Source organism: Vibrio sp. 10N.239.312.C11 (assembly GCF_041466065.1).
Taxonomy (GTDB): Bacteria; Pseudomonadota; Gammaproteobacteria; order Enterobacterales; family Vibrionaceae; genus Vibrio; species Vibrio tasmaniensis_A.
In genome coordinates this window covers 1-25688 of the sequence record NZ_JBFSRZ010000030.1, presented here as the reverse complement: position 1 = coordinate 25688, position 25688 = coordinate 1, and the positions used below count along the sequence as shown (strand labels likewise).

22 protein-coding genes are annotated in these 25688 nt (G+C 44.5%); 9 read left to right on the top strand and 13 right to left on the bottom strand.

What is annotated here, in order from left to right:
* Positions 1-73 precede the first annotated feature (73 nt).
* The 3 genes from AB6D07_RS13885 to rhtB form a co-directional block, all read right to left on the bottom strand.
* Entirely contained in the window at positions 74-415 is a 342-nt protein-coding gene (locus AB6D07_RS13885) for a metalloregulator ArsR/SmtB family transcription factor (protein ID WP_017103555.1), read from the bottom strand.
* 98 nt (positions 416-513) lie between these two features.
* Positions 514-1734, bottom strand: coding sequence for an EAL and HDOD domain-containing protein (locus AB6D07_RS13880; protein WP_009848222.1), 1221 nt, complete (start codon positions 1732-1734; stop codon positions 514-516).
* Between the two features lie 45 nt (positions 1735-1779).
* A complete protein-coding gene (gene rhtB / locus AB6D07_RS13875; RefSeq protein ID WP_029223014.1) occupies positions 1780-2397 on the bottom strand; it encodes a homoserine/homoserine lactone efflux protein in 618 nt (205 codons plus the stop codon).
* A gap of 80 nt (positions 2398-2477) precedes the next feature.
* Between rhtB and AB6D07_RS13870 the strand changes: the two genes are divergently transcribed.
* The gene (locus tag AB6D07_RS13870) at positions 2478-3458 is read left to right on the top strand and encodes an alpha/beta fold hydrolase (RefSeq protein ID WP_017103557.1); all 981 of its coding nucleotides are present in this window, start codon (positions 2478-2480) and stop codon (positions 3456-3458) included.
* Between the two features lie 190 nt (positions 3459-3648).
* A complete protein-coding gene (locus tag AB6D07_RS13865) occupies positions 3649-4476 on the top strand; it encodes a Cof-type HAD-IIB family hydrolase (RefSeq protein ID WP_017103558.1) in 828 nt (275 codons plus the stop codon).
* An 88-nt stretch (positions 4477-4564) separates the two neighbouring features.
* Here AB6D07_RS13865 and AB6D07_RS13860 read toward each other — a convergent pair whose 3' ends face one another.
* Positions 4565-5032, bottom strand: coding sequence for an EVE domain-containing protein (locus AB6D07_RS13860; protein ID WP_017100566.1), 468 nt, complete (start codon positions 5030-5032; stop codon positions 4565-4567).
* Positions 5033-5071: 39 nt separating this feature from the next.
* Between AB6D07_RS13860 and AB6D07_RS13855 the strand changes: the two genes are divergently transcribed.
* The gene (locus AB6D07_RS13855) at positions 5072-6616 is read left to right on the top strand and encodes a COG3650 family protein (protein WP_017100565.1); all 1545 of its coding nucleotides are present in this window, start codon (positions 5072-5074) and stop codon (positions 6614-6616) included.
* Between the two features lie 2 nt (positions 6617-6618).
* The gene (locus tag AB6D07_RS13850) at positions 6619-7215 is read left to right on the top strand and encodes a tRNA-uridine aminocarboxypropyltransferase (protein ID WP_017100564.1); all 597 of its coding nucleotides are present in this window, start codon (positions 6619-6621) and stop codon (positions 7213-7215) included.
* 164 nt (positions 7216-7379) lie between these two features.
* Here the strand turns inward: AB6D07_RS13850 and AB6D07_RS13845 are convergent, their stop codons facing one another.
* From AB6D07_RS13845 to lptM, 8 genes are all read right to left on the bottom strand, one after another.
* Positions 7380-9860 carry an EAL domain-containing protein gene (locus tag AB6D07_RS13845; protein WP_029223015.1) on the bottom strand — a complete coding sequence of 827 codons (2481 nt, stop codon included), beginning with the start codon at positions 9858-9860 and terminating at the stop codon, positions 7380-7382.
* Between the two features lie 192 nt (positions 9861-10052).
* Positions 10053-12551: an EAL domain-containing protein gene (locus AB6D07_RS13840; RefSeq protein WP_029223016.1), complete on the bottom strand. Its 2499-nt coding sequence runs from the start codon at positions 12549-12551 to the stop codon at positions 10053-10055.
* Positions 12552-12716: 165 nt separating this feature from the next.
* Positions 12717-13433, bottom strand: a complete 717-nt coding sequence (gene yigB / locus AB6D07_RS13835; protein ID WP_017103560.1) for a 5-amino-6-(5-phospho-D-ribitylamino)uracil phosphatase YigB — start codon at positions 13431-13433, stop codon at positions 12717-12719.
* A 15-nt stretch (positions 13434-13448) separates the two neighbouring features.
* Positions 13449-14381 (bottom strand): tyrosine recombinase XerC, encoded by a 933-nt coding sequence (gene xerC, locus AB6D07_RS13830; protein WP_017102011.1) that lies wholly within the window; start codon positions 14379-14381, stop codon positions 13449-13451.
* Entirely contained in the window at positions 14350-15048 is a 699-nt protein-coding gene (locus AB6D07_RS13825; RefSeq protein ID WP_012605049.1) for a DUF484 family protein, read from the bottom strand. Before AB6D07_RS13825 ends, xerC begins: the two co-directional genes overlap by 32 nt.
* Positions 15049-15091: 43 nt before the next feature.
* The gene (gene dapF, locus AB6D07_RS13820; protein ID WP_009848210.1) at positions 15092-15922 is read right to left on the bottom strand and encodes a diaminopimelate epimerase; all 831 of its coding nucleotides are present in this window, start codon (positions 15920-15922) and stop codon (positions 15092-15094) included.
* A gap of 11 nt (positions 15923-15933) precedes the next feature.
* The gene (lysA, locus tag AB6D07_RS13815) at positions 15934-17187 is read right to left on the bottom strand and encodes a diaminopimelate decarboxylase (protein ID WP_017103561.1); all 1254 of its coding nucleotides are present in this window, start codon (positions 17185-17187) and stop codon (positions 15934-15936) included.
* A gap of 41 nt (positions 17188-17228) precedes the next feature.
* On the bottom strand, positions 17229-17345 hold the full coding sequence (gene lptM, locus AB6D07_RS23020) for a lipoprotein (protein WP_407829960.1): 117 nt from the start codon (positions 17343-17345) through the stop codon (positions 17229-17231).
* 75 nt (positions 17346-17420) lie between these two features.
* On the opposite strand from lptM, the gene cyaY reads away from it, so the two are divergent.
* Positions 17421-17735 carry an iron donor protein CyaY gene (cyaY, locus tag AB6D07_RS13805; RefSeq protein ID WP_009848207.1) on the top strand — a complete coding sequence of 105 codons (315 nt, stop codon included), beginning with the start codon at positions 17421-17423 and terminating at the stop codon, positions 17733-17735.
* Positions 17736-17806: 71 nt separating this feature from the next.
* Here the strand turns inward: cyaY and AB6D07_RS13800 are convergent, their stop codons facing one another.
* Entirely contained in the window at positions 17807-20335 is a 2529-nt protein-coding gene (locus AB6D07_RS13800) for a class I adenylate cyclase (RefSeq protein ID WP_017102013.1), read from the bottom strand.
* A gap of 344 nt (positions 20336-20679) precedes the next feature.
* On the opposite strand from AB6D07_RS13800, the gene hemC reads away from it, so the two are divergent.
* The 4 genes from hemC to AB6D07_RS13780 are packed head-to-tail and all read left to right on the top strand — an operon-like array spanning position 20680 to position 24775.
* Positions 20680-21618 (top strand): hydroxymethylbilane synthase, encoded by a 939-nt coding sequence (gene hemC / locus AB6D07_RS13795; protein WP_017102014.1) that lies wholly within the window; start codon positions 20680-20682, stop codon positions 21616-21618.
* Between the two features lie 2 nt (positions 21619-21620).
* Complete coding sequence (locus AB6D07_RS13790; protein ID WP_017102015.1) at positions 21621-22349, top strand: uroporphyrinogen-III synthase; 729 nt, start codon at positions 21621-21623, stop codon at positions 22347-22349.
* 18 nt (positions 22350-22367) lie between these two features.
* Positions 22368-23594, top strand: a complete 1227-nt coding sequence (locus AB6D07_RS13785; protein ID WP_017103562.1) for a uroporphyrinogen-III C-methyltransferase — start codon at positions 22368-22370, stop codon at positions 23592-23594.
* Positions 23594-24775: a heme biosynthesis protein HemY gene (locus AB6D07_RS13780; RefSeq protein ID WP_017103563.1), complete on the top strand. Its 1182-nt coding sequence runs from the start codon at positions 23594-23596 to the stop codon at positions 24773-24775. Before AB6D07_RS13785 ends, AB6D07_RS13780 begins: the two co-directional genes overlap by 1 nt.
* Positions 24776-25688: the final 913 nt, after the last annotated feature.

Sequence of the window (25688 nt, the reverse complement as noted above, 5' to 3'; positions counted from 1 at the left end):
TGTTTGAAGCCGCAGTGTTGTTGACTATGCCTAACTGCAATCTCAACGATTTTGGCAATAAATTTAAATGTATTTAAACGCAACATTGAGGGCGTGAAGTCATGGCTTCTAGGCGCTCAATATCCTGTTGGTATTCAGTTTTCAAACAGTTCGATGCGATAAGGTCATAAATTAACTTTAGCATCCAACCCGGTAAATCTTGTGACAGACGGTAGAACACCCACTGCCCTTGGCGAACGTCAGTTAAAACTCCGTTTGAACGCAACTGCGCAAGATGGCGGGAAATCTTTGGCTGACTTTCTTGTAATGCCTGAGTCAACTCACCAACAGATAGGCACTCTTGGCGCACAATCAACATTAAGCAACGCACTCGCGTTTCATCAGACAGTAATTTAAAAAATTGGTGAGGAAGCATAACTACATACTCATATATGGATATGCATATATATTAGTTGTAAAAAAACGCACGTCAAGGCGTGCGTTTTCATTGTCATAAAAGTTTAACGAAGAATATCAGAGTTTGTTGGTAACAATATGACTCCAGCGTCGAGCTTCAGTGAGTTCTGTTTTCACTTGTTCCACGTTCAACCCTAGATCAGCACAGTGATCATCAATCTTTTGCCAATCAGCATGTTCGAAACTTTCTTCAAGCGCTAATAATGCGCCATATGGACCTTCTCTGCGCAGCAAGGCGACCTTAATACTTGTGCATAACGGTAATTGTTCAATTAAATTCTCTAACGACAGATCGAGCAATGCATCAAGTAATGAGAACAAGCCAATCATAAAGGCTTGTTCAGTATGCCCTTTAAATACTTGGTAACGAGACATCCGTTGGCAAAACTGCGCACGCTGCAAAGACAGTCCATACAGTTCTTTGGGCTTTTTATCAGAGACATAAGACGCTACTGCTAGCGAGACAAACATTTTCAGTTTCTCTTGCCCTAAATAAACCAAGGCCTGACGAAATGAAGAGATGGTGACCTCAAGGCGGGGTGACATAGTGTTCACAAAGCGCAGAAGCTTATAGGATAAGGCAATATCTTTCGCGACGATGCTTTCAACACGTTGGAAGTCGACATCCGGCTTACAGACCTCTTGGAATAGCTCCATCGCTATCACTTGCTCTGGGCTAATATACTTAGTCTTTATGATTTCGGGCTTACTAAAGAAATAGCCTTGGAAAAACTTAAACCCTGCTTCTTTCGCTTGTTGGAACTCTTGTTCCGTTTCAACCCGCTCAGCAAGAAAACTATACTTCTTCCCTTCGTGCTTTTTGACTAACTCACACGCCGCATCCAACCCCATCTGCATGATATCAAGCTTAACAATATGCGTATATTGAAGGAAACGTTCCCACTCAGGTGTCGAAGTAAAGTCATCTAGGGCAATCATATACCCTGCTTGATAAAGCTCTTTGATTACCTCTAATAGCTCATCGGTCGGTTGGCAGGTTTCAAGAATCTCAACTACGACCTTATCTTTCGGTAAGCTCATTGGAAGACGACGAATCAAGCTTTGATACGGAAAATTAATGAAGCAGCGTGAAGATGGGATCGAAGGGTTAAGCCCAACGGACAAGAAGTTTTCAACGATCAGGCGATACGTTGCTCGATTAGACTCAATATGCGCGGGGTAGGCATTCCTATCACCGTCACGAAACAGCAGCTCATAACCAAGCGTGTTCTTGTTACGGTTTAAGATAGGTTGTCGAGCAACGTACGTAGCGGTCATTTATTGATAACTCTAATTGATTTAACTATAACTCTGTTACTTTCATTAAGCTTTGGCAGCAGCCAGCAAAGCGCCGCAGCCCATGAACATACCACCAAATATTTTATTTATCTTACCCATTATGCGATCTGAGCGAATAAAACGTCCCATTTGTGAAGCTAATGAGGTGTAACCCAACATAACCACGCTATCAATAAATACAGTGGTCACTCCGAGCACCAACAACTGCGGTGCTTGCGGTTGTGTCGGATCGATAAATTGCGGAAACAGAGCAACTAAGAACACGATAGATTTTGGGTTAGTCAAATTGATAAGCACTGCATTTCTGAGCAGCTTGCCACTCGATAGCGTTGATTTTTCTTCTGAAGCTACCAAGCTAGAGTTATCACGCCACTTTTGAATGCCTAACCATAGAAGATAAACCACGCCCACCCATTTGATGATGGTAAATGCCAAGGCGGATTTTGCCACTAGTGCACCAATACCCGCTCCCACCAGCATAATATGAAATGCAAGACCGAGCTGTAAGCCTACGATCGACGCAAGTGACTTCTTGGTGCCATAGCTGAGCCCATTGCTGATTGAGTTAACGGTACCTGAGCCCGGTGCCAAACTAAACAAAATCGCCGTGACGACATAAGCAAGCCAAACATGAGTATCCATTTGCATTTCCTTACTAGTTCTTTAATCTAACAACATTAGTAGCGATGACGCTCTCACATGCATCAGTCAGGTAATTTCCCATGGAAAACCACAGTGCCACCCTGTTTTCATACACGCAAGAACCTGAGTTCGAGCAAGCGATTAAACACCCGATCTCCACCTTTTGGCAACAACGAAAGGATGGTTATATTACATCATCTGGTAAAAAAAGATTGTACTGGTGTAGCTTAACTTCTCCGACACACACCAAAGCTATTGTTATTTCAAATGGTCGCATCGAGTGCTGCTTAAAATACCAAGAGCTCTTTTATGATTTCTATCAGCAAGGTTATGACGTTTATTCATTTGACCACCAAGGTCAAGGTCAGTCGGAACGTATGGTAACAGACTCTGACATTGGTCACATTCACGAGTTTGATGATTACGTATCAGATATGTCTGACATTATTGCCAGTTTTGATCTTAGCAAGTATTCCAATCGCTACCTGCTCGCACATTCGATGGGCAGCACAATCGCCACTCGCTACTTGCAAACTCATCCCAACCACCCGTTTGACAAAGTCACTCTGTGCGCTCCGATGTTTGGGATCAATACTGAATGGTACTTCAAGCCTATCGCAATGCTTGTTGGACAAGCTCTCACCGCTTTTTATGCCAAGCCGACTTATGCCCCCGGGCAACAGGCATATTACTCTAAGCCCTTCGAAAATAACTTATTAAGCCACAGTAAGGTGCGCTATCAGTGGTTCCGTTGCTTATATGACGGTTCCCCTTCTTTGCAGGTTGGCGGACCAAGTACTCGCTGGGTATGGCAAGGGTTAATGGCAGCCAAGCAGGCAATACAACAAACTCGTCAAATCAAGATCCCACTGCTATTGATTCAGGCAGGGGAAGAGAAGATTGTGAGTAACGATGCTCAAGTGAAGTTCATCAATAAGCTGAAAAAAACCAACTCTGATTGCCAGTTTAAGGTGATTGAGGGTTCTAAGCATGAGGTGCTGTTTGAGCAAGATGAATACCGTAATCACACACTGGATGCTATCAATCAGTTTTTTGCCTAGATCGAATAAGCCAATAGGCTAAGTAACCGACCAAGAAGATAAGCGCTAAAGAGGAAGAGAAGTAAGTGAGCTTTGCCCTCTTTTCTTGCATGAAATTGGCATACAATTTCCACCTAGAGATATTGTGGTTAAAACGATGCTAGCGTTGGCTAGTATTGATATTTGCTAAGCATTTTGCAATGAGGGTTAAATGACTATTCCTGCACTTAAAGATTCCGTGAAAATTGTTGCTTCTGATTTAGATGGTACGCTTTTGGCTCCCAACCATCAGCTAAGCGACTTTACCAAACTAACGCTTAAGAAGTTACACGAGCAAGGTTACACCTTTATCTTCGCTACGGGTCGCCATCACGTCGACGTAGCAGGGATTCGTCAAATTGCAGGGATTCCGGCATACATGATCACGTCAAACGGTGCTCGCGTACACGACCAGAACGATCAACTGATGTATAGCCAGGACGTCCCTCAGAAATTAGTTCAACCGGTTATTGATATTGTTCGCCAAGATCCAAATATCTTTATTCATATGTACCAGAATGAAGATTGGCTACTCGACCGTGAAGACGAAATGCTCGCTAAGTTCCATAGTGAGTCTGGCTTTAGCTACAAGCGATTTGAAGCTGATAATGCCCCAAGCGACGGCATTGCTAAAGTCTTCTTCACACATCCAGAGCAAGACCACGAATATCTGGTCACGTTTGAGCAAAAGCTGAAAGATGCGTTTGGAGACAAACTGAACATCGCCTTCTCAACACCTTGGTGTTTAGAAGTGATGGCCGCTGAAGTATCTAAAGGCCACGCCTTAGACGCTGTTGCGAAATCATTGAACCTGACACTGGATAACTGTGTTGCCTTTGGTGATGGCATGAATGACGCAGAGATGCTGGCGATGGCGGGTAAAGGGCTAATCATGGGCACATCACATGAAAAAGTGATGAAAGCTCTACCAGACAATGAAGTGATTGGCAGCAACACAGACGACGCCGTTGCTCACTATCTAGAAAAGCACCTACTCTAATATCGTCTCGTCGAAGAGATCTGTATAAATAAAAAGGCAGCCAACTGGCTGCCTTTTTTGAACCTTACGTAAAAAGCTCTCTCTAACGCTATCGAGAACCCAGTATTTCTTTGCTTAATATTGCCTGCCACTCTTGTTCGGTAACCGGCATGATCGATAATCGGTTGCCCCGTTTAACCAGTGGCATTTCTGACAGTTCAGGCATGGCTTTAAGTGTTGCCAAAGGAATTAAGCGTTCAGTCACTCGCACAAACTCAACATCAACCATTATCCAGCGCGGATTGTCTGGCGAAGACTTAGGGTCGTAGTAATTACTCTCTGGGTCGAACTGAAAGTGGTCTGGGTAGGCTTCTCTGGTTACTTTCGCGATCCCCGCCACGCCAACTTTTTTACATGATGAATGGTATATCATCACCAAGTCTCCAAGCTTGACGTCATCACGCATCATGTTTCGAGCCTGATAGTTGCGTACACCCTCCCAACAAGAGGTTTTTTGTACTCTTAGAGTCTGAATAGAGAAGGTGTCGGGTTCTGTTTTAAATAACCAATATGCCATAATAAATCCAATTAACGGTTGCTCCGAGGAAGATATAACATGAAGGTAATGAAAAACCCAGTGACATGGCTAGTCGCATTCGCTTTGCAAGGCTGTGTAACGGCACCAGATACGCCGCAACAACCTGAATTGCCCCCAGCAACCTTGGATGAACCACTGAGCATTCAACCGCAAACCTTCATCATGCGTGGTCAAGTTGTGGTAGGTCATGAAAGCCGAACCTTCACCCCTTGCGGTAGCCAACAACAATACTGGTTAGATTTAACACCAGAACTCGCATTAGAAGCGCAAGGGCTCTCAACGAGACCTTACCAAGCCTTATACGGCGAGCTGATTGGTCATCTAACCGTACCGAGCCAAACAGGGTATAACGCAGATTTCACGGCACGTTTCGTGGTTGATCAAGTGAATATCCTAACCGCAGAAAACCCTAATCGTTGTGACCAACCACTGCGTTCAACACGAGTATTCGGTAATGAACCCTTCTGGTCAGCAACCTTCGATAAAGACCAGCTCAAATACACCAAGATGGGCGAACAACCACAGCTCCTCGATATTGAATCAAGCCGCACCACACCAAGCAGTCGTGATTATCAATTAGAGGGTAAAGCAGCGCAAGGCAAACTCAACCTTACAAAAGAGAGTTGCAGCGACGGCATGAGTGATTCTATCTATGGATGGCATGCCAAGCTTAACCTCAATGACAGTAACTATAATGGCTGTGCAACGGTCTCAAACCAAGATCCAACATTGGACTGGAGCGGACTCTACTTCGCTAGCTCAACGCAAAACTCAGGGTTCTCTATCAACCTTGAACTCAACAATGACCACAGTGCTATCACGACTTATTCATACAGCAATGGAGACCCTTCTATTGTTGAGCAGGGCTTCTGGCAGCAACTGAACCAAAATCAGGTACAAGTGGTTATGACTCGCCACCAGCAACAGTATTTGATCTCCGAGCGTATCTTCACACTCGATAATGGCAAGCTAATCGCTGAAAAAGAGAAAGTGGGCAACGTGGTCTATCCGATTGCCAATGGCGGTCTGGTGCTATTCGAAGCTAAGAGTGCGCAAGCGCAAGCAAACACCCCCGCTAACGTTGATCTAACCGCTAAGCAGGTCAACTCCAGTGATCAACTTGATCCAAAAGTCGACCAAGCGATCCGCGAGTATTTTAAGATCAACAATACCGATCCAGACAACACTCAGTACCGTTGGCTGACCTACGATCTGAACGGTGATGGTAAGGAAGAGTTGTTTGCTCAACTCGATTGGTGTGGTTCAGGTGGCTGTACGTTGCTTATCTTTGAAAACCACCAAGACAACTGGCGATTCAATAGCCGAGTGACACTGGTTAAGGGCGATATACGCTTAGGTAAATCGCAAAGTCATGGCTGGCAGGATCTGATCTTCAATGTCAGCGGCGGTGGAGCAACACCTGCGAAACACACACTGTCTTACACCGGTGTTAGCTACCCACTGAATCCAAGTGTTGCTCCAGTTGCAAATGATGCTGATATCAGTGATGTGGTTCTATTTGCTGATGGCGTATCACCCGCACAAAGCGGAGTTAAGCTATAACTATGAGTAATCAACAAGCTTGCGGTGGTTGTGGCTTCACTCATCAATGTATTTGTCATCGCATACCAAGTGTTGAAAGCCAAACTGATCTTGTACTGCTCACTCATGAGAATGAACTGTCGAGAGACACCAATACCGGAAAGTTACTTGAGCAATCTATTCAGCAATGTCAGTCCTTCGTATGGCAACGAAAAACACCACCAGAAGAGTTGATTGCCTTACTCGAAGACAAAACATTGCAGCCTTTTTTGCTGTTTCCAAGTGACAGCAGTATTGAGTGCCAGCAAGCCGTGTCATCTGTAGCTGGAGACCGTAAGCCGTTATTCATCATCTTGGATGGCACATGGCAGGAAGCGAAGAAAATGCTCAACAAGAGCGCGTGGTTAAACACCATTCCTCAAATCCATCTCGATATCACGACTGAATCGTCATACACCTTACGCCGCAATCAAGACAGCGGGCACCTGTGTACCTGTGAAGTTGGCGTTGAGTTGCTAAAAACGTTAGGTGAAATCGAACCAGCTAAGTTGATTAACGATTACTACCAACACTACCTAAAGGTGTTTCAAGCGGATAAATGTGGTCATTCACTCAAATAGAGGAAGCCACGTAGAGGCTTGCGGTAAGTAACGTAAAACTGAAACAAAAAGGGTGAGCCATAAGCTCACCCTTTTTACATCTAACGTTAATCTATTGAACCGATCGGTGTTTCACGTGAAACCGACACTCTGGCTGCTCTTTGAAAGAAATTTAACTCGTTCGATTAGAACAAACGCTGCGGTTGACCAAAGTAGTAACCCTGAAGGTAATCGACACCCATATCCTCTGCGATTCGACACACCGGTTCATTATGTACGAACTCCGCAACTGTTTTAGCGTTCAGTATCTGGCACAAACTCACCAGTTGCTGAGCGATCTTGCGCTGTTTCTTATCTTTATCAATATTCCGAATTAAACTGCCATCAAGCTTTATGACTTGTGGTTCTAACTTCAATATCTCATCAATGTTCGAATAGCCGGAACCAAAGTCATCAACAATAATATTCACACCAAGGTCGCGGAAGTGATTACACACCTCGATCAAGCGACCGTAATCCTGAATTTGTTCCGTTTCTAACACCTCTAAGCCAATACGCTGTGGGTGACTGATTTTCTTGATGGCTTGCTCAAGGTGAAGAATGGTTTTCTCATTGCTAAAATCTTGTGGCGCCAAGTTAATTGAGAACGAATCGGTTCGCTGACTCATAAAATCAAAGGTACGCGTTATCATCTGGCGACTCAAACGTGTATAGAGATGAGTTCCTTCTATGATTGGCAAGAACTTACCCGGCACAATCAGTTGTCCATCTTCTTCAATTCGAACCAAGCACTCGTAGCTTTCTACCTGATGGCTGTGCGCAGAGACAATAGGTTGGGAACACGCCACAATATTCTGATTAAGCACCGCGCGACTGACACACGACAGCCAGCCAAGCTGCTCTTGGCGATGCTTCTCTAATTGAATGAGCGTCTTGGCGCTCACTAGATGCTTGTTCTGACTCACAGCGCTGCGCCTAGCATCAATCGCCTTCAACAACAAATCATCAATCGAGGTCGTAGGAAAATCTCGACGGCTGGCTATACCCGCACAGATGGATACCGACAGGTAATCAATATCAGGCAACCCCGTTGGTTCAAAATTCACATGTTCCGTTTGGTCTGCAAATTCAGAAAAACGCTGATGAATATGTTCTTGCCCCACCCAGCTATCAAACACCACCGCCCACTCACCGATACCAATGCTATAGAGCTGACACCCCTCATCAAAGAACTGCCACAGCGCCTTTTGAAAATACTCGCTTAAATCATGCAGAAGCTTGTCACCGACTCGATAGCCATACTTCTCATTGATTTGGCCAAATGTCGTGACTTTCAAAGCCAACAAATGACTATCGGTACTCATTTTTGACAGCTTTTCACGCAATACGCTTCGGTTAGGTAAGCCTGTACGGCGATCAATTCGGTAGCTCGCGGTCAATGCGGTCGCTTGCTGTTGAATCTTACTCGCCATGCTGTTGTTCATGTCATCGACATCAAGCAGAGCATTTCGTATCAATGAAAACAGAGGGGAAATATTGGTCGCGGATTGTGTCTCTAATGGCAATACCGCCTTGCCTTCACCTTCCCTAAGCGCAAGATAAGTGAGGCTATGATGCAAAATTCGTTGCTGGCCATTATCTTGATAGAGCTCTCCCATGCAGTACACGCCATAGGTGTCCGCTAATGCTTGGAAAACCTCAACCTCTTGGTTGCCATCAATGAAATCAATGCGAGAGGTACAGTTGTAGATAAAAAACTGTTCTGGTTTATGGGAAGCAATCTGTTGAACGCCCAATCGGATTTGCTCTAGGGTCAATGAAGGATGGTCATAACAAAACCGCACCTCATCACCAACCTGAAACGACCCACTGAATTCTATCTCTCCGCCCTCTGTCACCTTGAGCGGTAAGTGAGTGTTCTGGTCTTTGGGTTCACCGACCATCAAGGGGAAGTTATACAGTTGCTCAAAAGGGATTTCGAGACCGTCAGCGAGGTAACGATTATAGACTTCTCGGACAGGTATACCGTCCAATTCAGCTAGCCGATTATCTTGAGCGCCAGTCACTCGGAAGGTACGACCAATGGGGTTCCATTCGCAGTAATACCCCTTAGTAATTGCGAGTTCAACACTGTGCAGTGCTAACATCACATAGGCATTTTCATAGCAAATACCATCGAGCATCACCCATCGTCCATGCTCTGTAATGGTCGATGCACCGCCACAAATAGGTAATGAATATATCGACTGCTCAAACGCTGAAAATAGATCTTGGTTATTTATCTGCAAGCGATCGGCGAAACAGATAATGCTTTGAGTATCAGCATTACATTCAAGCTGCTGCCACATCGCTTGGCTATCCCGTCGAGGCTGCTCGCTATATTCGACAACCCCACAAGTGTAAGACGTCGCCTCAAAGCGAGTAACAATAACATGGAGACCTTTATGCAGGATCACACCTTGGCTGATGTAGTGATTAGCGCTACAACCAATCAATTTGGCGTTGGGGAAAGTCGACTGAATTACTTGGCAGGCAGCCAACACCGAATCTTTCTCGAAAGAAGAAAACACCTGAATCAGTAGATTGTCATGTTGATGAAAATCTATCTTTTGCAATTCACGCTGGGTGCACTTAATGTCTTGTATCTGGAAAGAGGTCGATTGCATATTCACATTAATCGTTACGTTAATGATTTGTTATTGTGCTTATTATAGATAAAGCTTGCACGGAATACTTACAATCGTCTTATAAATAATGTGACGCTAGTTAGACATCATTCATTCCACTAAAGAGCCATCATCTGTGCCCGTGCAGTGCTTTAAAAGCAAGTCACATTAGGACGTTGAGGGCTTTAACAACTAAAACAGTCGCTTAGGCTCACCAAAGTAATAACCTTGCAGATAATCGACACCCATTTGCTCTGCAATTTCACAAACCTGTTGGTTATGGACAAATTCGGCAACTGTTTTGGCGTTAAACACCTGACACAAGCGTACTAATTGAGAGGCGATATTCCTTTGCTTTGGGTCTTTGTCGATATTGCGAATCAAGCTACCGTCGAGCTTAATGATCTGCGGCTCAAGTTTAATGATCTCATCAATATTGGAATAACCAGAACCAAAGTCATCAACAATGATTCTCGCCCCAAGAGCACGGAAGTGATCACACACTTCTATCATGCGGCCATAATCTTTGATCTGTTCAGACTCGAGAACCTCTAGACCAAGTCTAGTGGGGTCGTTCATACCACTAATCGCTGACTCGAGAACCTCAAGCGTCTTATCGCTCAGTAAGTCTTGTGGGGATAGGTTGATTGAAAAAGAACTCTGCTTATTTGCCATGTAGCCAATGGTGTTTCGAATCATGTGCCGGCTAAGGCGAGTATAGAGATGCGTGTCAGCAATAATGGGTAAGAACTTACCAGGGAGTACAATGGTACCATCCGACTCCATGATTCTGACCAAGCACTCTTGGCCAATCATTTCGTGAGTACCAGACGCTACAATCGGCTGTGAGTAGGTGATAATGTTCTGATCTAAGATTGCGCGGCTTACACAGCTCAGCCAGCCTAGTTGTTCTTTACGATCTTCCTCACTCACCTGAATGTTTTTGGCATTAGTGATGTGAGTATTGTTCCGCACCCCGTAGCGTCGAGCTTCAATCGCTTTCAACAAGATCTCATCACCGCTATCAGCTAAGAAATCACAGCGACTAGCGAAACCACCACACAGAGAAACCGAAAGGTAGTCTATGTCGGTTAATCCATATGGCTCAAAATTAATATGCTCAATACCATCAGCAAACTCGACGAAACGTTGCTCTATCTTCACGCTATCGACACTCGCGTTAAAGATAATTGCCCACTCACCGACACCAATACTGAACAGTTCAACCTTTACCTTGGATTCCTTAGCCACACTAAGGTGCAATCGGTCGACAAAATGATTCGACAGATCAAGCAGTAATTGGTCACCCACTTGATAACCGTATTTTTCGTTAACTTGATGAAAATTAGTCAGCTTCAGCGTCAACAGATGTTCATTGAATAAAATCGTATTGAGGCGTTCTTTTAATACAATACGGTTGGGTAGCCCAGTGCGAGAGTCAATACGGTAGCTTTCAGTTAAGCGACGTGCCTGTTGATGGAGTTTGTTCTCCATCTGAGTGTTCATACTGTCGAGGTCTGCGACCGCATTTCTGACTAAGTTGAGTAGTGGCGATACCGTTGAGTCTCGCTTGAAATCTTCGCAACGAAATTCATTAATCTCGTCCGACTCTCTCATCGCAATATAGGTAAGGCTGTGATGCAGTATCTCTTGGCGATCGTCGTTGCGATATAGTTCGCCCATGCAGTATGCACCACACGCGTTTACTATCCCTTCAAATGGTTTGAGCTCAAGTTTACTGTCGATAAATTCTAGTCGAGATACACAGTTATAGATGATCACCGATTCAGGCTGATACACGGCAAGCATCTCAGCGCCGTGACGCACTTTTTCTGCGGTCAAAGAAGGATGGTTATAACAAAACTGGGCCTCTTCGCCGACATGCCAAGGGCTATCAAACTCAATACTACCATCATCATTAATACGTAGAGGCGTCGAGATGCACTTCTTTCTGCCGAGCTCTCGATACAGGGGGAAGCTCATCAACTGACTAAAAGGGAGATCTTTACCATCAGCAAGGTAATGTTTGAACACCTCGATAGCCGGCTTGTCATTCAACGCATATAAACGATTTCCAACTGCGTGTGTCACTCGCAATTTCATCCCAATAGGATTCCACTCAGAATACGCGTCCGACCAAATCTTTAAGCTAGGGTTAGTCAATGCAACCGCAACACAAGCATGTTGGTAGGTTTGCTCATTATGCATAACCCAACGGCCATATTCATTCTCGTGGCACAGCCCACCAGCAACTGGTAGTGCGTAAGGTAAACTCTCAAAGGCGCTATAAATAGGATAGTCACGCCCTTCAACCTGATCGCACAAGCTGATAACCGTTTTGGTTTCTTCTGTAAGGTTTAATTGAGAAGCGAGATCTTGGCTGTCTTGATTTGGGTTTCCGGTAAACGTCTGAACTGTAGACGTTAAATGGGTATCGTTAAATTCACTGACGACGACTAAGGTACATTCATGCTTCAGGCTGTTATCACAGATAACATAACGGGCGCTCTGACCGATTAACGTCGCATGCCCTATACGATTGAGGGCTGCATTGGCAATTCGACGAGCGATATCAGAGGACTGAGCAGAGAAAATTTGAATAAGGTACTGTTTGCTGTCACACCACTCTCGCTGATCAAATTGAGACTTAAATAACTCCTCAGTATTTGCGAGAAATGTAAATGTTTGCATGCCAACCCTTGTTCGAAATCGAGTGAAATGAGAACCCGCACTACTATGAATCAAAAATTTCGATCAAAAGTAGTCGCCAATTATCCTAGCCTAAACAGGCATTTAATTGTGACTAATGTAACAATTCAATATCATAAATGCGACACATTAAGCTTACTACGGCCATTAAGTTAATCGCATAAGATCACTAAGTTGCTCTATTTCAACATCAGGCAGCACTGTTGCCTTCGGGGAATCATATAAATTGGAACCAGTATCATTAAACCAGCATGCTTGGAAACCATTTGTCTTAGCTCCATAGACATCGGTTCTAAGATGGTCACCAACATGGAGAATATTCTCAGCGTCACAATTTAGGTATTGCTGAGCTTTATCAAACATATCAGGGTAGGGTTTTGCTCTGCCGTCAGGACCGGCTTTAAGGATTAATTGGAAGTACTGCCCCAAGCCAATTTTATGTGGGTCGACATTGCCATTAGTAATCGCAACTAAAGGAATACGTTGGCTCAGCTCAGCCATCACTCGATGCGTTTCTTGTGGCACATCCACCTGATTACGCAGCCACAAGGCGTGTTCTATGCCTTCACGAGCCGCTTGTTCTGCTTGCTGCTGAGAATACCCCAGTTGTAACAAACCACGCTTAATCTGTGTTTCTCGCCACACGGTGACATCATGCTTTAACGCTGGGTTTTCAGAGGCGACTTGCTGTTTGATACCTTGCCACTCTTCTAACGAAAGAGAAGCAGACACAGGATGCTTTTGATAAAGCCACTGCGCCATCTCTTTCTCAACTTTCATGATCACAGGCCAGTTGTCGTACAAGGTATCATCCAAATCAAAGGTCATGGCTTTGATGGGCTTTAACCCTCGATAAATTCGCATAGTTAAACCTTTAATCTAATCTTTATTCTTCTTACGCGCTCTTGGATGAGCTTGGTCATAAGCTTGTGCTAAATGTTGGAAATCTAAGTGAGTGTACACTTGGGTTGTCGAGATGTTTTCATGCCCGAGCAACTCTTGAACCGCACGAAGGTTTTGGCTTGATTCAAGCACATGCGTTGCAAACGAGTGACGCAGTTTATGCGGGCTGATGTGACTCGCGACAGATTGCTTCTTGCCCCACTCTTCCATGCGCTTTTGCACGCTGCGATGAGAGATACGAGTCCCTAACTTCGAGACAAACAGTGCAGGCTCACCCGGCGAAGCGAGTTCACCACGAACTTTGAGCCATTTATCAACCCACTCTTTCGCTAAACCAGAAAAAGGCGCTTTGCGTTCTTTGTCGCCTTTACCAATCACTCGGATTTCGCCTTGTCGACCCAATACATCTTTAAGATTGATACCGACCAGCTCAGCCAAACGTAATCCAGCACCATACATCACTTCCATCATCGCTCGGTCGCGAATTGACAGTGGGTCGTCCTCATTCACATCAAGCAGCTGCCCGACTTCATCAACATCGAGGTTTTTAGGCAAAGGACGCTGTTTGCGAGGTGCTGAAACCCCTTTGGCTGGATTGGCGGTCATTTCGCCACGCAAGACAAGGAAATCAAAGAAGCTGCGCAGTGACGATAAGCGAGTCGCAATACTGCTCGCTTTCATTCCTTCGCGCATGCCTTTACTTGCAAGTTGTCTTACCCACGCCGCATCAACTTGCCCCCAGTCCGTTAGTCCCAGAGTGACTAAATAAGCGGCCATGGTTTCAAGTTGTTGTTTGTAGTTACGTTGGGTGTGTAAGCTGAGTCCCTTCTCACTTCTAAGATATTCATAGAAGCGAGAAAGAGGCTTTTGAAGGCTGTTAGGAAGAGGTATTTTGGGCTCTAGGCTCATTATTTATCTGCCAAGGTAAGGTGTCCGCCAAATGAGCGACAACAAGTGCTAAATGGCGTAAAAAGAGCGTGTCCATATGAGGCTGGAAGTGGCCGCCATCTTCACTAGAAAAAGCGAGTACACCCAGCGGAGATCGCTTAGCAAGGGGTAGCACTACATAAGAGCCTAGCTCTGGAACTGGATAATCACCAAACAAATCGTGTCTGTCTGCCTTTCTCAATCGCCCTAGATAAGCATCTTTGCCATTGAAATGGTTAAGTGAAAATTTCGAGTAACGCTCTTCATTCAGCTGATAAAAACCTAATTGTGAGAGAACTCGTACATGAGCCTTAAGCCCTAGTTCCAACGCTTTTTGTTCAACAGCCTTGATAACCTGAATGAAGTCACTGCATTTCAACACTTGAGTTTGCAGATCCATGAATTCATAGAAAGTTTTATCGTTATTCGCCGCTAGTGACATCAGGCCAGTGATCTCTTCTTCCAGCTCTTCGATTCTATGACGCTGACGTTTAAGCTGAATCTCAACCAGAGAAACAGCGCCCTGCTCAACATTATTAATAGCAAGGCGATCAACCAAATCTTTCCTGTTTTGAAAGAAATCTGGGTTATCACGTAAATATTCCGCAACCACCTCTGCAGTCAGAGTGTCGCCTTCAACGTAAGACAAAACCTATCCTTTATTTTTTATAAATCTATTTGTTATATCGTTATTAGCAAGAAAGTTGACCATCAAACACATGCGTTGCTGGGCCAGTCATCAACAGAGGTTTCCCAGGGCCTTGCCAGCTAATGTGTAAGTCACCACCAGGTAGACGAACCTTCACATTCTCAGCCAGTAAGCCTTGTGTTATACCAACAGCAACTGCACCACATGCGCCACTGCCACATGCCTGAGTTTCACCCGCACCACGTTCGTAGACACGCAAGCGAACCTCTTCACGGTTAACCACTTGCATAAAGCCAGCATTAACACGCTCAGGAAAACGTTCGTGAGATTCAAGCAGCGGACCTAAGGTATCCACATCAGCAGTATCGACGTCATCAACTACGGTAACCACATGTGGGTTACCCATGCTAACAGCACCACAGAACAAGGTGTGTACATCCGTTCTTAGGATATACGTCTTTTCTGGCTGCTTCGCCTTAAATGGAATCTTGCCCGGTTCGAACTCAGGAATACCCATGTTGACAGTGATTAAATCATTGTCTTCAATCTTAAGAACCATTTTCCCTTTCTTGGTGCTCACGTTGATGCTGTACTTATTCGTTAAGCCTTTCATGCGAACGAATCGAGCAAAACAACGCGCACCATTGCCACACTGCTCCACTTCACTGCCATCTGCATTAAATATGCGGTAATGGAAGTCAGTTTCAGGATCATAGGGAGCTTCAACTACAAGTAGCTGGTCGAAACCCACACCAGTGTGACGATCCGCCAAACGACGGATCAAATCTGGAGAAAAGAAAATATTTTGAGTAATGCAGTCCACGACCATGAAATCATTGCCCAAACCATGCATTTTAGAAAAGTGGAAGTGCATAACGCTTAAAATTACTCCGGAAGAATGTTTTCAAGTTCCCACAGACTCGTAAGCTCTTCACGCTGACGAACCAAATGAGTTTTATCGCCATCAACCATCACTTCTGCCGCACGCGAACGAGTGTTGTAGTTGGATGACATTACGAAGCCATAAGCACCTGCTGAACGAACAGCCAATAAGTCGCCCTCTTCAAGAACAAGGTCACGATCTTTACCTAGGAAGTCACCCGTTTCACATATAGGGCCAACTAAATCGTAAGTCACAGCTTCACCCTGACGCGGGCTAACTGGAACAATATCTTGCCAAGCTTGGTAAAGTGCAGGGCGCATCAGGTCGTTCATTGCCGCATCGATAATGGCAAAGTTCTTATGCTCTGTTGGCTTAAGGAACTCGACTTTTGTTAATAATACACCAGCGTTAGCCGCAATCGCTCTTCCTGGCTCGAAAATCAGCTCTAGATCAGAATGATTGTCTAGGCGAGCCAACAAGGCTTTCGCGTAGTCAGAGGGCTGTGGTGGTAATTCATCACGATAAACCACCCCCAAACCACCGCCAACATCAAGATGCTTGATGTTGATATCGTTAGCTCGTAGTTGATCGATCAACGCAAGCAAGCGATCAGTGGCATCGATGAAAGGTTCGATATCCGTTAACTGAGAGCCGATATGGCAATCAATACCATGGATAGACAAGTTATCGAGTGTTTTAGCAAACGCATAAACAGCAGGAGCACGATCGAAGGCGATACCAAACTTGTTATCACGCAGACCCGTAGAGATATAAGGGTGAGTATTGGCATCAACATCAGGGTTGATTCTCAGTGAAATCGGCGCTTTAACTCCAAGTTCACCGGCTACTTTATTCAGTCGCTCCAGTTCTGGCTCAGACTCTACGTTGAAACATTTAATGTTCAACTCAAGCGCTCGCTTCATTTCTGCGGCTGTTTTGCCGACACCAGAGAAAACAACTTTCGCCGGATCGCCACCTGCAGCAACCACACGCTCTAGCTCACCACCAGAAACGATGTCAAAACCAGAACCCAAACGAGCTAAGGTATTCAACACGCCTAGATTCGAGTTAGCTTTAACGGCGTAACACACCAAATGCGGGTGCTCACCTACCGATGAGTCAAATGCGTTCCAGTGACGTTCTAATGTGGCACGAGAATATACATACAGCGGTGTACCATATTGATCTGCTAGTTGTGAAAGTGCGACGTCCTCAGCCCAAAGCTGGCCATCTTCCTGATAGTTGAAGTAATCCAAAGTTCTTATCCCTTATAAATAACGATTTCTGCGTGTTTCACTTATTGTGATTGTTCAGTCTGTTGAACTTCATCAGGATCATACAAAGGACCCGTTTGACCACAACCAGAAAGTCCAATAACGGACACCATAAACAAAGCGGTAATTAGTTTTTTCATTTTGCACATCGTGATTATTAACTCAATGCCCCCTATAATCGCACCACACTCAGGAAAAGCAATAGGATAGAAAGGATGAACGAGACTGAATTTCATAAGCTGGTCGATATACAGATGCAAAACATCGAAGAAGCGATCGATGAATCAGAGGCAGATATTGATTATGAAGTGACTGGTAACGTAATGACGTTGGAGTTTGAAAACCGCAGCCAAATTATCATCAATCGCCAAGAACCAATGCGTGAGATCTGGTTAGCGTCTAAATCTGGCGGCTTTCACTTCAAGCTAGTTGACGACAAGTGGACATGTTCAAAGACGGGCATGGCGTTGTTTGAGATGGTCAAAGAAGAGTGCGAAAAGCACGCAGATGAAGAGATTAATTGGGTCTAATCATTTGTAAGCAAAACTAAAAAGGAGTGAATCAATCACTCCTTTTTTAATATCAATCAGTCTTGGTAAGACTAGATATTGACTATCTTTGAGCTCCGAGAAGCTAAAGTCGCATCGTTACGATATGGCACCACATAAGAGTTACCTTCTTCAGGGTGAACAATTTGGTAGTACTGAGGTAGGTTAAAGTTAATCAACTTAGACGACACCTTCGACTCATCTTTTACTGAAGTGTAGAAAGAATTCACGCTTGCGATCATCTCATCTTTTTCACCGCTGTACTGGTGATACGCCTCAACCTGATTCGACTCGTCCAATACATAAATATTGAAACCTTTGTCGGTATCCTCAAAGAAAAATTGAATTAAACCTTCACTCGCAAAACCATCAACCACTTCTGGTAGCTGATACTCTTGCTCTTTATCGAGCATCAGTAAAGGTGAGCCCTTCAGCTTATTCGTCGAGATACTACGATAGAAATCGACCGAGTTTTCCAGCATCTGCACCGAAACGCCACGACGTTCAAAGAACAGACCAAACATTTTGTTTGCCAGGCGAATAGCCTTAAATCGGCGGCGTTTCTCTGGCTCAATTGGTTTTAATCGCAAATCGATACACTCGGCAAGCAGTTGATACACCATATTACGCATCACACCGCGTAGGTTTTTGCTGTAACAGAACACATCAACCGACTCTGGCGGCAACGCATCCTGGTGCATTTTACCCAGTACTGTCTTCAAAGCGTCCAACATCGCGGTTTCGCCTTGGAAATGAAGTGTACGAACTTCATGCCAAGAGTTCCGATAAACCAGATCGACACTACCGACTAAGCTCTTACCTTCTTCACCAAAACTGAAAATATCGGCATTCTTAAGATCCACTTTTAATGCGCGACCACTTAATTCAGACGTCGGGTCATTTTCAAAGTTGATGAACATCGCCAGTTGGCTTATCTCACACGGGCTCGCCAGTGCCTGCATACTCGGTCGACGCTTACGCAAAGAGAAGGTATTACGTAGATCGCTCACCATTTGATAAAATTTATCGATATCAATATGAGCATCTCGAACCACAGAGTGCAAACGCGTCGACTCTGTAATTAGGCCATTAAAGAACGACCAAGCAACCAACTTACTCAAGTACTCATGGTGCTCAAGTGAAGGCTGACCGAGAATGCGATGTGCAATCAAAGGCTGTTTGTACAAGTACCAACCCGCTTTATTTGACTGACCCTGACGAACTTCGATAAAGCTCAAATCAGGCTCATGGAGATCCGGGGATATTTGTGGATTCAGTAGCGTCACTTTGCCAGGCAAGACCTCAAACGCAGCGTAAAGTTTACGTGCCAAGATACTGATATCTTGCGGGCTGATAGCTGAAGTGATGTCGTTACGACGTGCAAATTGAATCAGATTACGATAGCTCAGCATCAAGGCATCAAGCAGCGCATGGTGTACCACTTTAACCTGCTCAACCTTCCAGTTACGGCGGTTGTCGAGCTCAGCAATGGTTTCATGTCCCCAGTTCCAAGATTTAGTCATCTCGGTTAAGGCTTCACGACGCCATGCGACAGAACCAATACCCGCATCTCGTGACAACTTCTCGTGGGTCTTAAGATAGAAGCAGCGTCTCACCAAATCCAATCGAGTATGGTCGTTGATACGTTCTAGGTAGCGAGTTACCTTCTCAAGCATCAGATAGTAGCTATCCATGCCATACAGATCAGGTTCATCTGCGAAGAAACGACGCTTGGTATCAATACTAAGAAGCTGGGTGTTTGGGTATTCCCATGAATAAGCTTCTAACAGGATCGCCTTCAACACCGATTTATACGGTGAGTCGATACTCTTATAGAGCTGCCATAGGTTTGAACCAAAGTACTCTTCAGCAGGAATACTGTTCAGCTTGCCGAAATCGATCCACTGCGAGCAATCAAGATAACCATCATTACATAAACCTTGGACATACTCGTCGTAGCACTCCTCCATTTCTGGCGGGATGATTTGCCACAACAAACGCTGGCCAGCCAAACGAACGGCTGAGCGGTAGAACTCATCAAGCAGTAGTAAGTGCTGTGAAGAACCACAGTTATCACCGGTCATCTCTTCAGAATGATTCGAGCGGAAACGCTCTTCATCCATCAAAAAGAAGTTCGCTTCAACCCCTAAGGTTTCAGCCCAATCAGTAATAAGCAGGCATTTATTGGTCAGGCTATCGCGAGATGCGCCATCCATATCTGGAGATACACACACCCAGATATCAAGATCACTTGAGGTACTTTGACCAATAGACGAAGTACTACCCATGGTGTACAAACCCAAGATTGCTGGTTCAGCGGCCTCGGTAAGTTTTCCGCCCAGAGTTAATTCAGTATCAGAGACAAATTGCTTTTGGAATTCATTGAGCGTGAAGCTACGAATTCCAAAAGGAACTTGTTGGTCATAATAACCAGGCATCATCGGGTGATTGAAGTGAAGCAGCGCGGGGATAAGGTTAAAAACTCGCTGGCCCTGCACATTCATCAACGCCAACGCACGATCAATGCGCTGCTGATTTAGATTGTCTAATCGTTGAATCAAAGTTTGAGTGTAAGCCTGCAAGGTAAGTCCTTGGTTTGAGATTAAGTGTACTTCTGTTTAGTTACTGAACGAAAGCAGCAACAAAACGTGATCAATTTAACACTTTTACCCTTATCGGTAAAGCAAAGGACGCCGTCATACTTACGAACCCCTTGATGACTGAAAGTAAAACTCGCGGCGCCGTAGTGTCCTCTTTATTGACTATTTCTAATAATAGCCCATGTTTCAAATGAGATACCAATCACACTATTTTGGTGAACTCATGAAATTCCCTCTGCTATCAAAGTATCGAATGATCAAACAGTAAGAATTTTCGCCTCACAATGGTAGGATTAGCCTATTACAGAACCTATATCGGAAACACCATGACAAATTCAGCACCAATCCGTATCGCGACCAGAAAAAGCCCTCTTGCCCTTTGGCAGGCATACTTTGTAAGGGATGCACTGCAAGCTGCTCACCCTGGTTTAGAGGTTGAGTTGGTAACTATGGTGACCAAAGGTGACATCATCCTAGACACGCCACTTGCTAAGGTAGGCGGTAAAGGGCTATTCGTTAAAGAACTTGAAGTAGCAATGCTAGAAGGTCGTGCTGACCTAGCGGTTCACTCAATGAAAGACGTACCGGTCGACTTCCCTGAAGGTCTAGGTCTAGTAACTATTTGTGAGCGCGAAGATCCTCGTGATGCTTTCGTATCAAATGCTTACAACAACATCGATGAGTTACCACAAGGTGCTGTCGTAGGTACCTGCAGCCTGCGTCGTCAATGTCAGTTGCTAGAATACCGCCCAGATCTCATCATCAAAGAACTGCGTGGCAATGTGGGGACTCGTCTAGGTAAACTCGATGATGGTCAATACGATGCTATCGTGCTGGCGGCAGCTGGCCTTAAGCGATTAGAGCTAGAAGAGCGTATCCGTAGCTTTATCGAACCTGAACAGTCTCTACCTGCTGTAGGGCAAGGCGCTGTTGGTATTGAGTGTCGTCTAGATGATGAACGTCTAATCAAGCTTCTTGAGCCACTGAACCACAAAGACACAGCCGATCGTGTGCTATGCGAACGTGCAATGAACCTAACTCTAGAAGGTGGTTGTCAGGTTCCTATCGGTAGCTACTCATTATTAGATGGCGATAATATCTGGTTACGTGCATTAGTAGGCGAACCAGATGGTTCTAAAATGGTTCGTGGTGAGATCTCTGGCCTTCGCAAAGATGCAGAAGCACTTGGCGTTACTCTGGCAAATCAATTGCTGGATGATGGCGCGAGAGAAATCTTAACCAAGCTATACGCAGACCAAGAATAACTATGACAGTGTTGGTGACTCGTCCCGGTTCAGAGGGACAATCGCTTTGCCAACAACTAGCGGATGAAGGGATTCAAGCAATCCATCATCCGCTTATTCGTATCGTTGATAATCCACACTCATCGGATTTAAGCACCCAGCTTAATAACAGCAATATCATTATTGCAGTCAGTCACCACGCCGTGACCGCTGCCCAAAACATCCTTTCGAAAACTTCATCTATTTGGCCAACTTCGCCGCTTTATCTTGGTGTTGGTCAAAAAACTGCGCACGTTTTAAGCAAAGTTAGTAAACAAAAAGTAAACTATCCCAAAGTGAGTGATAGTGAACATCTTCTCAAACTTACTGAACTTAATGGCGTAGATAATAAATCCATTTTGATACTGCGTGGAAATGGTGGGCGTGAGCTCATTAGAGATTCTCTACTCAATCGAGGTGCAAAAGTCTCTTATTGTGAGACCTACCGTAGAGAATATATTCCTATTAGCGACCACAATACCTATCAAACATGGATAAACAAAAAAACGTCCAAAGTTGTCATCACTAGTCAGGAACAATTGGAGTATCTCTGCTCAATTACCCCTGATGAGTATTTGGCTTGGCTTTCAACAAGACATCTATTTGTCCCAAGCCAGCGCATAGTAGAACGAGCACAACAACTCGGCTTCTCGAACGTGACCAATACTCACAGTGCTACGAACCAAATATTACTGGCTGCTCTCCGGCCCTAGCTAGAACAGGAAATAAGCATGACAAGCAAAAAAAATAATGAGCATATTGAACCTGAAAAGAAACAAGACACTCAGCCAGTAGTTGTTGAAAACGAAAAAGCTGACTCTACAGAGACAAAACAACCTGAACAAAAACTTGATGCCTCTGCGTCAAATACCGCTAAAAATGATCAGCCTAAAACTGAGCATAAAGAGCAAATAGAGAAAGCAGAAAAGCAAGGTAAGCGCGGTGTCACACTAGGCGCTATTGCGATCGCTTTTTCTATTATTTTCAGTAGTGGCATTGCCTTTCAAATGCAGCAAAAGAGCGCTGAGTACTCGGCTCAAATCGCTGCTCTTCAAGCACAACTGCAAAATACTCAATCTGCAGTAAATAAAGACCTACAAACCATCAAGCAAGAGACCATCCAAGAAGCATCACATGCGGTGGAGAAAACTCAAGTCGTGCAATCTCAGCAACAGAAGAGCATTCAAAGCCTACAGCTAGCGGTTGCTGATGTTAAAGGTCGCCGTCCAAATGACTGGTTGCTTGCTGAAGCTGATTACCTTGTGAAACTTGCTGGTCGTAAACTGTTCCTAGAACATGATGCCGTTAGTGCCACCAAACTAATGGAAAGCGCAGATCAACGTATCGCCGCACTGAATGACCCAAGCTTGGTCTCTCTTCGTCAATCAATGACCAATGACATTACTAAGCTTCGCACTATCCCTCTAATCGACCGTGATGGCTTAGTTCTTCGTATCACAAGCCTACAACAACAAGTCGATACTCTACCGCTTGCTAATGCGATTCTTCCAGAAGCTGCGGTTGTTGAGAAAAAAGCCGTATCGCAAGATATCAATGATTGGCAGAACAACCTGATAACGTCGATGAAAGATTTTTCAGAAAACTTCATCACATTCCGCAGTCGTGATGGTGAAGTTATTCCTCTACTCTCTCCTGAACAACACTTTTACCTGCGTGAGAATATCAAGGGCAAACTAGAGACCGCAATTCGCGCAGTCTACAAAGAGCAAGGCGAAGTCTATAGCGCAGCTCTTAAGACAGCTAACGAGTGGTCGAAGTCGTACCTAAACCAAGATAACAACTCAGTAATCGAGTTTGAAAAGGCGATTAAGCAGCTGAGCGAGCAGAATTTTTCTGTGAAATACCCTGTGAAACTTGAGTCTCAAAATGAGTTATCAGACGTGATACGTGAGCGCCTACGTCGTGAAGTCACCGTTATGACCACGGAGGAAAAATAATGATTCGTTGGATTTTTCTTTTTCTCGTTCTAGGTGCTGGGTTAATTGTTGGTACTCAGTTCTCTGGTCAACAAGGCTACGTTCTGATCTCAATTGCGAATAAGACCATTGAGATGAGCGTGACAACACTGGTTATCTTTGTCATTGCTCTTCTAGCTGCTCTATTCGGCTTAGAGTACCTATTTAAAAAGCTTATGTACGCAAGCTCGACAACTTGGAACTGGTTCAGTGTTCGTAAACTAAAGCGCTCTCGTCGTTATACCAATGAAGGCATCATCAAGCTTCTTGAAGGTGACTGGAAAGGCGCAGAGAAGAAGGTAACTCGTTGGGCTAACCACCACGACATGCCGCTACTTTGTTATTTAGTCGCTTCTCAAGCTGCTCACGAACAAGGCAATACAAGTGAGCGTGATAAGTACATCGAGCTTGCTAGCCAACAAGAGGCCTCTCTATTGGCCGTTGAGCTAACGAAAGCAAAACAACAGATCAGTGAGTCAAACTACGAAGCCGCATTCGATACACTTTCAACATTGAAAGGTTCGTACCCGAATAACACCGCCGTACTTGGCCTGCTAAAAGCCACTTACATGCAACTTAAGCTGTGGCAGCCACTGTTAGAGCTAACGCCTAAGCTGGCTAAGAACAAGCTTCTTACAGCTGAAGAGCAAGTTGAGTTGGAACAGAAAACACAATGTGGTTTGCTTCATGATGTGGCACAGCAGCAAGGTAGCGAAGGTTTAATCAGTCATTGGAATAAGCTTTCAAGAAAGCAAAAACAAAGCTCTCACCTTGTTTCCTGTTTTGTGAAGCAACTGATCGCTCGTAAAGCTGATTCAGAAGCCTTCACAGTGATTAAAGAAAACATTGCGAAGAGTGGTTCAAATGAGCTCTATATGTTGCTTCCAGAGCTTAATCTTGCCGATCACCACCCAGTAGTAGTGATGCTAGAGCGCGCCATCAGTAAAGACAATGGTAATGCAGAAGCATACAGCGCGTTGGCTCAGTTCTATCTAAGAGAGCAGAAGTGGGCAGAAGCGCAAAGTCACTTTGAAAAAGCCCTGGCACTTCGCTCTAATGTTTCAGATTACGGATACCTATCTGACGCCCTAGAGAAGCAAAACTTAACGAAAGCAGCTCACGAGGTTTCTCGTAAAGCGCTCGCTCTCGTTCAACCAGCGTAATTCAAAACGACTCAAACTAAGCCGATGTCTAGCATCGGCTTTTTTGTATCTGTTATTTACCCCTAGATAACTTCTACAATAGCTATAAACCAAGCTCATCAAACTCTTACCCGCCCAATACCAACTAACCATGAAATTGCTCAACTGAGCTTCTCAAACACACGAAGAACGACTTTAATTGTGTCTGTACGTAGTTTTACCATTCTTATAAACAACCCCAGAGAAGAGACTCAGGAAGATCCATAGAGAAAAGTGACACCTTTAAGCCCAAGATTAAATGAGTCTCACCTTGAAAGAAGGCGTTTAAAGATATTTACCCGCAGACAAATACCCACTTTAAATCACGCTGAATTAACAATTAAATAGGCATCAATGTTCCAACTATAAACCGTTATAACCGGGGAGTTCACGTAACTGTCTGTAGATTCATCTATTAAGTAAAAGGGATATAGCAAGAGTTACCGACCAACAAAACCTTGTTATTAGAAAGGCATCTTTATCAGTCAGTTCAAATTAGTAGAAAATAGAGCGCTCGAGACGCTCTGGAAAAGTTAATCATCGAATCAATAGCCACAAGTATAAACTTACGTAATCAAGCGCTGTTAGAGAGAGCAGTGCTTGATAATAAGTGTCGGAATATCAGAGCTCGTGAACAACGTAAAGCACCTCTACAAACTCAGAGACGAATAATAAGACTCAGATGCCGGAAACGACGAAAGCCTAGTCGTCAGACTAGGCTTTCTAATGGAATAGTGTGAAATACATTAGCTCAGTGTCTTTACAGCACTCATTCAATCTAAAAGCAAAACACTTTTCTTCAAGTGTAAAAAAGCCCTGCTTCTCTAGCAGGGCTTTTCTAATAAGTGGCGGAGTGGACGGGACTCGAACCCGCGACCCCCGGCGTGACAGGCCG

Coding starts and splice junctions, on each gene's coding strand:
- xerC (WP_017102011.1), bottom strand. CDS start 14,381: ATGAGCCTAGAGCCCAAAATACCTCTTCCTAACAGCCTTCAAAAGCCT.
- AB6D07_RS13780 (WP_017103563.1), top strand. CDS start 23,594: ATGATTCGTTGGATTTTTCTTTTTCTCGTTCTAGGTGCTGGGTTAATT.
- lptM (WP_407829960.1), bottom strand. CDS start 17,345: ATGAAAAAACTAATTACCGCTTTGTTTATGGTGTCCGTTATTGGACTT.
- yigB (WP_017103560.1), bottom strand. CDS start 13,433: ATGCGAATTTATCGAGGGTTAAAGCCCATCAAAGCCATGACCTTTGAT.
- AB6D07_RS13880 (WP_009848222.1), bottom strand. CDS start 1,734: ATGACCGCTACGTACGTTGCTCGACAACCTATCTTAAACCGTAACAAG.
- AB6D07_RS13870 (WP_017103557.1), top strand. CDS start 2,478: ATGGAAAACCACAGTGCCACCCTGTTTTCATACACGCAAGAACCTGAG.
- AB6D07_RS13885 (WP_017103555.1), bottom strand. CDS start 415: ATGCTTCCTCACCAATTTTTTAAATTACTGTCTGATGAAACGCGAGTG.
- cyaY (WP_009848207.1), top strand. CDS start 17,421: ATGAACGAGACTGAATTTCATAAGCTGGTCGATATACAGATGCAAAAC.
- AB6D07_RS13790 (WP_017102015.1), top strand. CDS start 21,621: ATGACAGTGTTGGTGACTCGTCCCGGTTCAGAGGGACAATCGCTTTGC.
- AB6D07_RS13855 (WP_017100565.1), top strand. CDS start 5,072: ATGAAGGTAATGAAAAACCCAGTGACATGGCTAGTCGCATTCGCTTTG.
- AB6D07_RS13840 (WP_029223016.1), bottom strand. CDS start 12,551: ATGCAAACATTTACATTTCTCGCAAATACTGAGGAGTTATTTAAGTCT.
- AB6D07_RS13850 (WP_017100564.1), top strand. CDS start 6,619: ATGAGTAATCAACAAGCTTGCGGTGGTTGTGGCTTCACTCATCAATGT.
- AB6D07_RS13785 (WP_017103562.1), top strand. CDS start 22,368: ATGACAAGCAAAAAAAATAATGAGCATATTGAACCTGAAAAGAAACAA.
- hemC (WP_017102014.1), top strand. CDS start 20,680: ATGACAAATTCAGCACCAATCCGTATCGCGACCAGAAAAAGCCCTCTT.
- dapF (WP_009848210.1), bottom strand. CDS start 15,922: ATGCACTTCCACTTTTCTAAAATGCATGGTTTGGGCAATGATTTCATG.
- AB6D07_RS13845 (WP_029223015.1), bottom strand. CDS start 9,860: ATGCAATCGACCTCTTTCCAGATACAAGACATTAAGTGCACCCAGCGT.
- rhtB (WP_029223014.1), bottom strand. CDS start 2,397: ATGGATACTCATGTTTGGCTTGCTTATGTCGTCACGGCGATTTTGTTT.
- AB6D07_RS13865 (WP_017103558.1), top strand. CDS start 3,649: ATGACTATTCCTGCACTTAAAGATTCCGTGAAAATTGTTGCTTCTGAT.
- AB6D07_RS13860 (WP_017100566.1), bottom strand. CDS start 5,032: ATGGCATATTGGTTATTTAAAACAGAACCCGACACCTTCTCTATTCAG.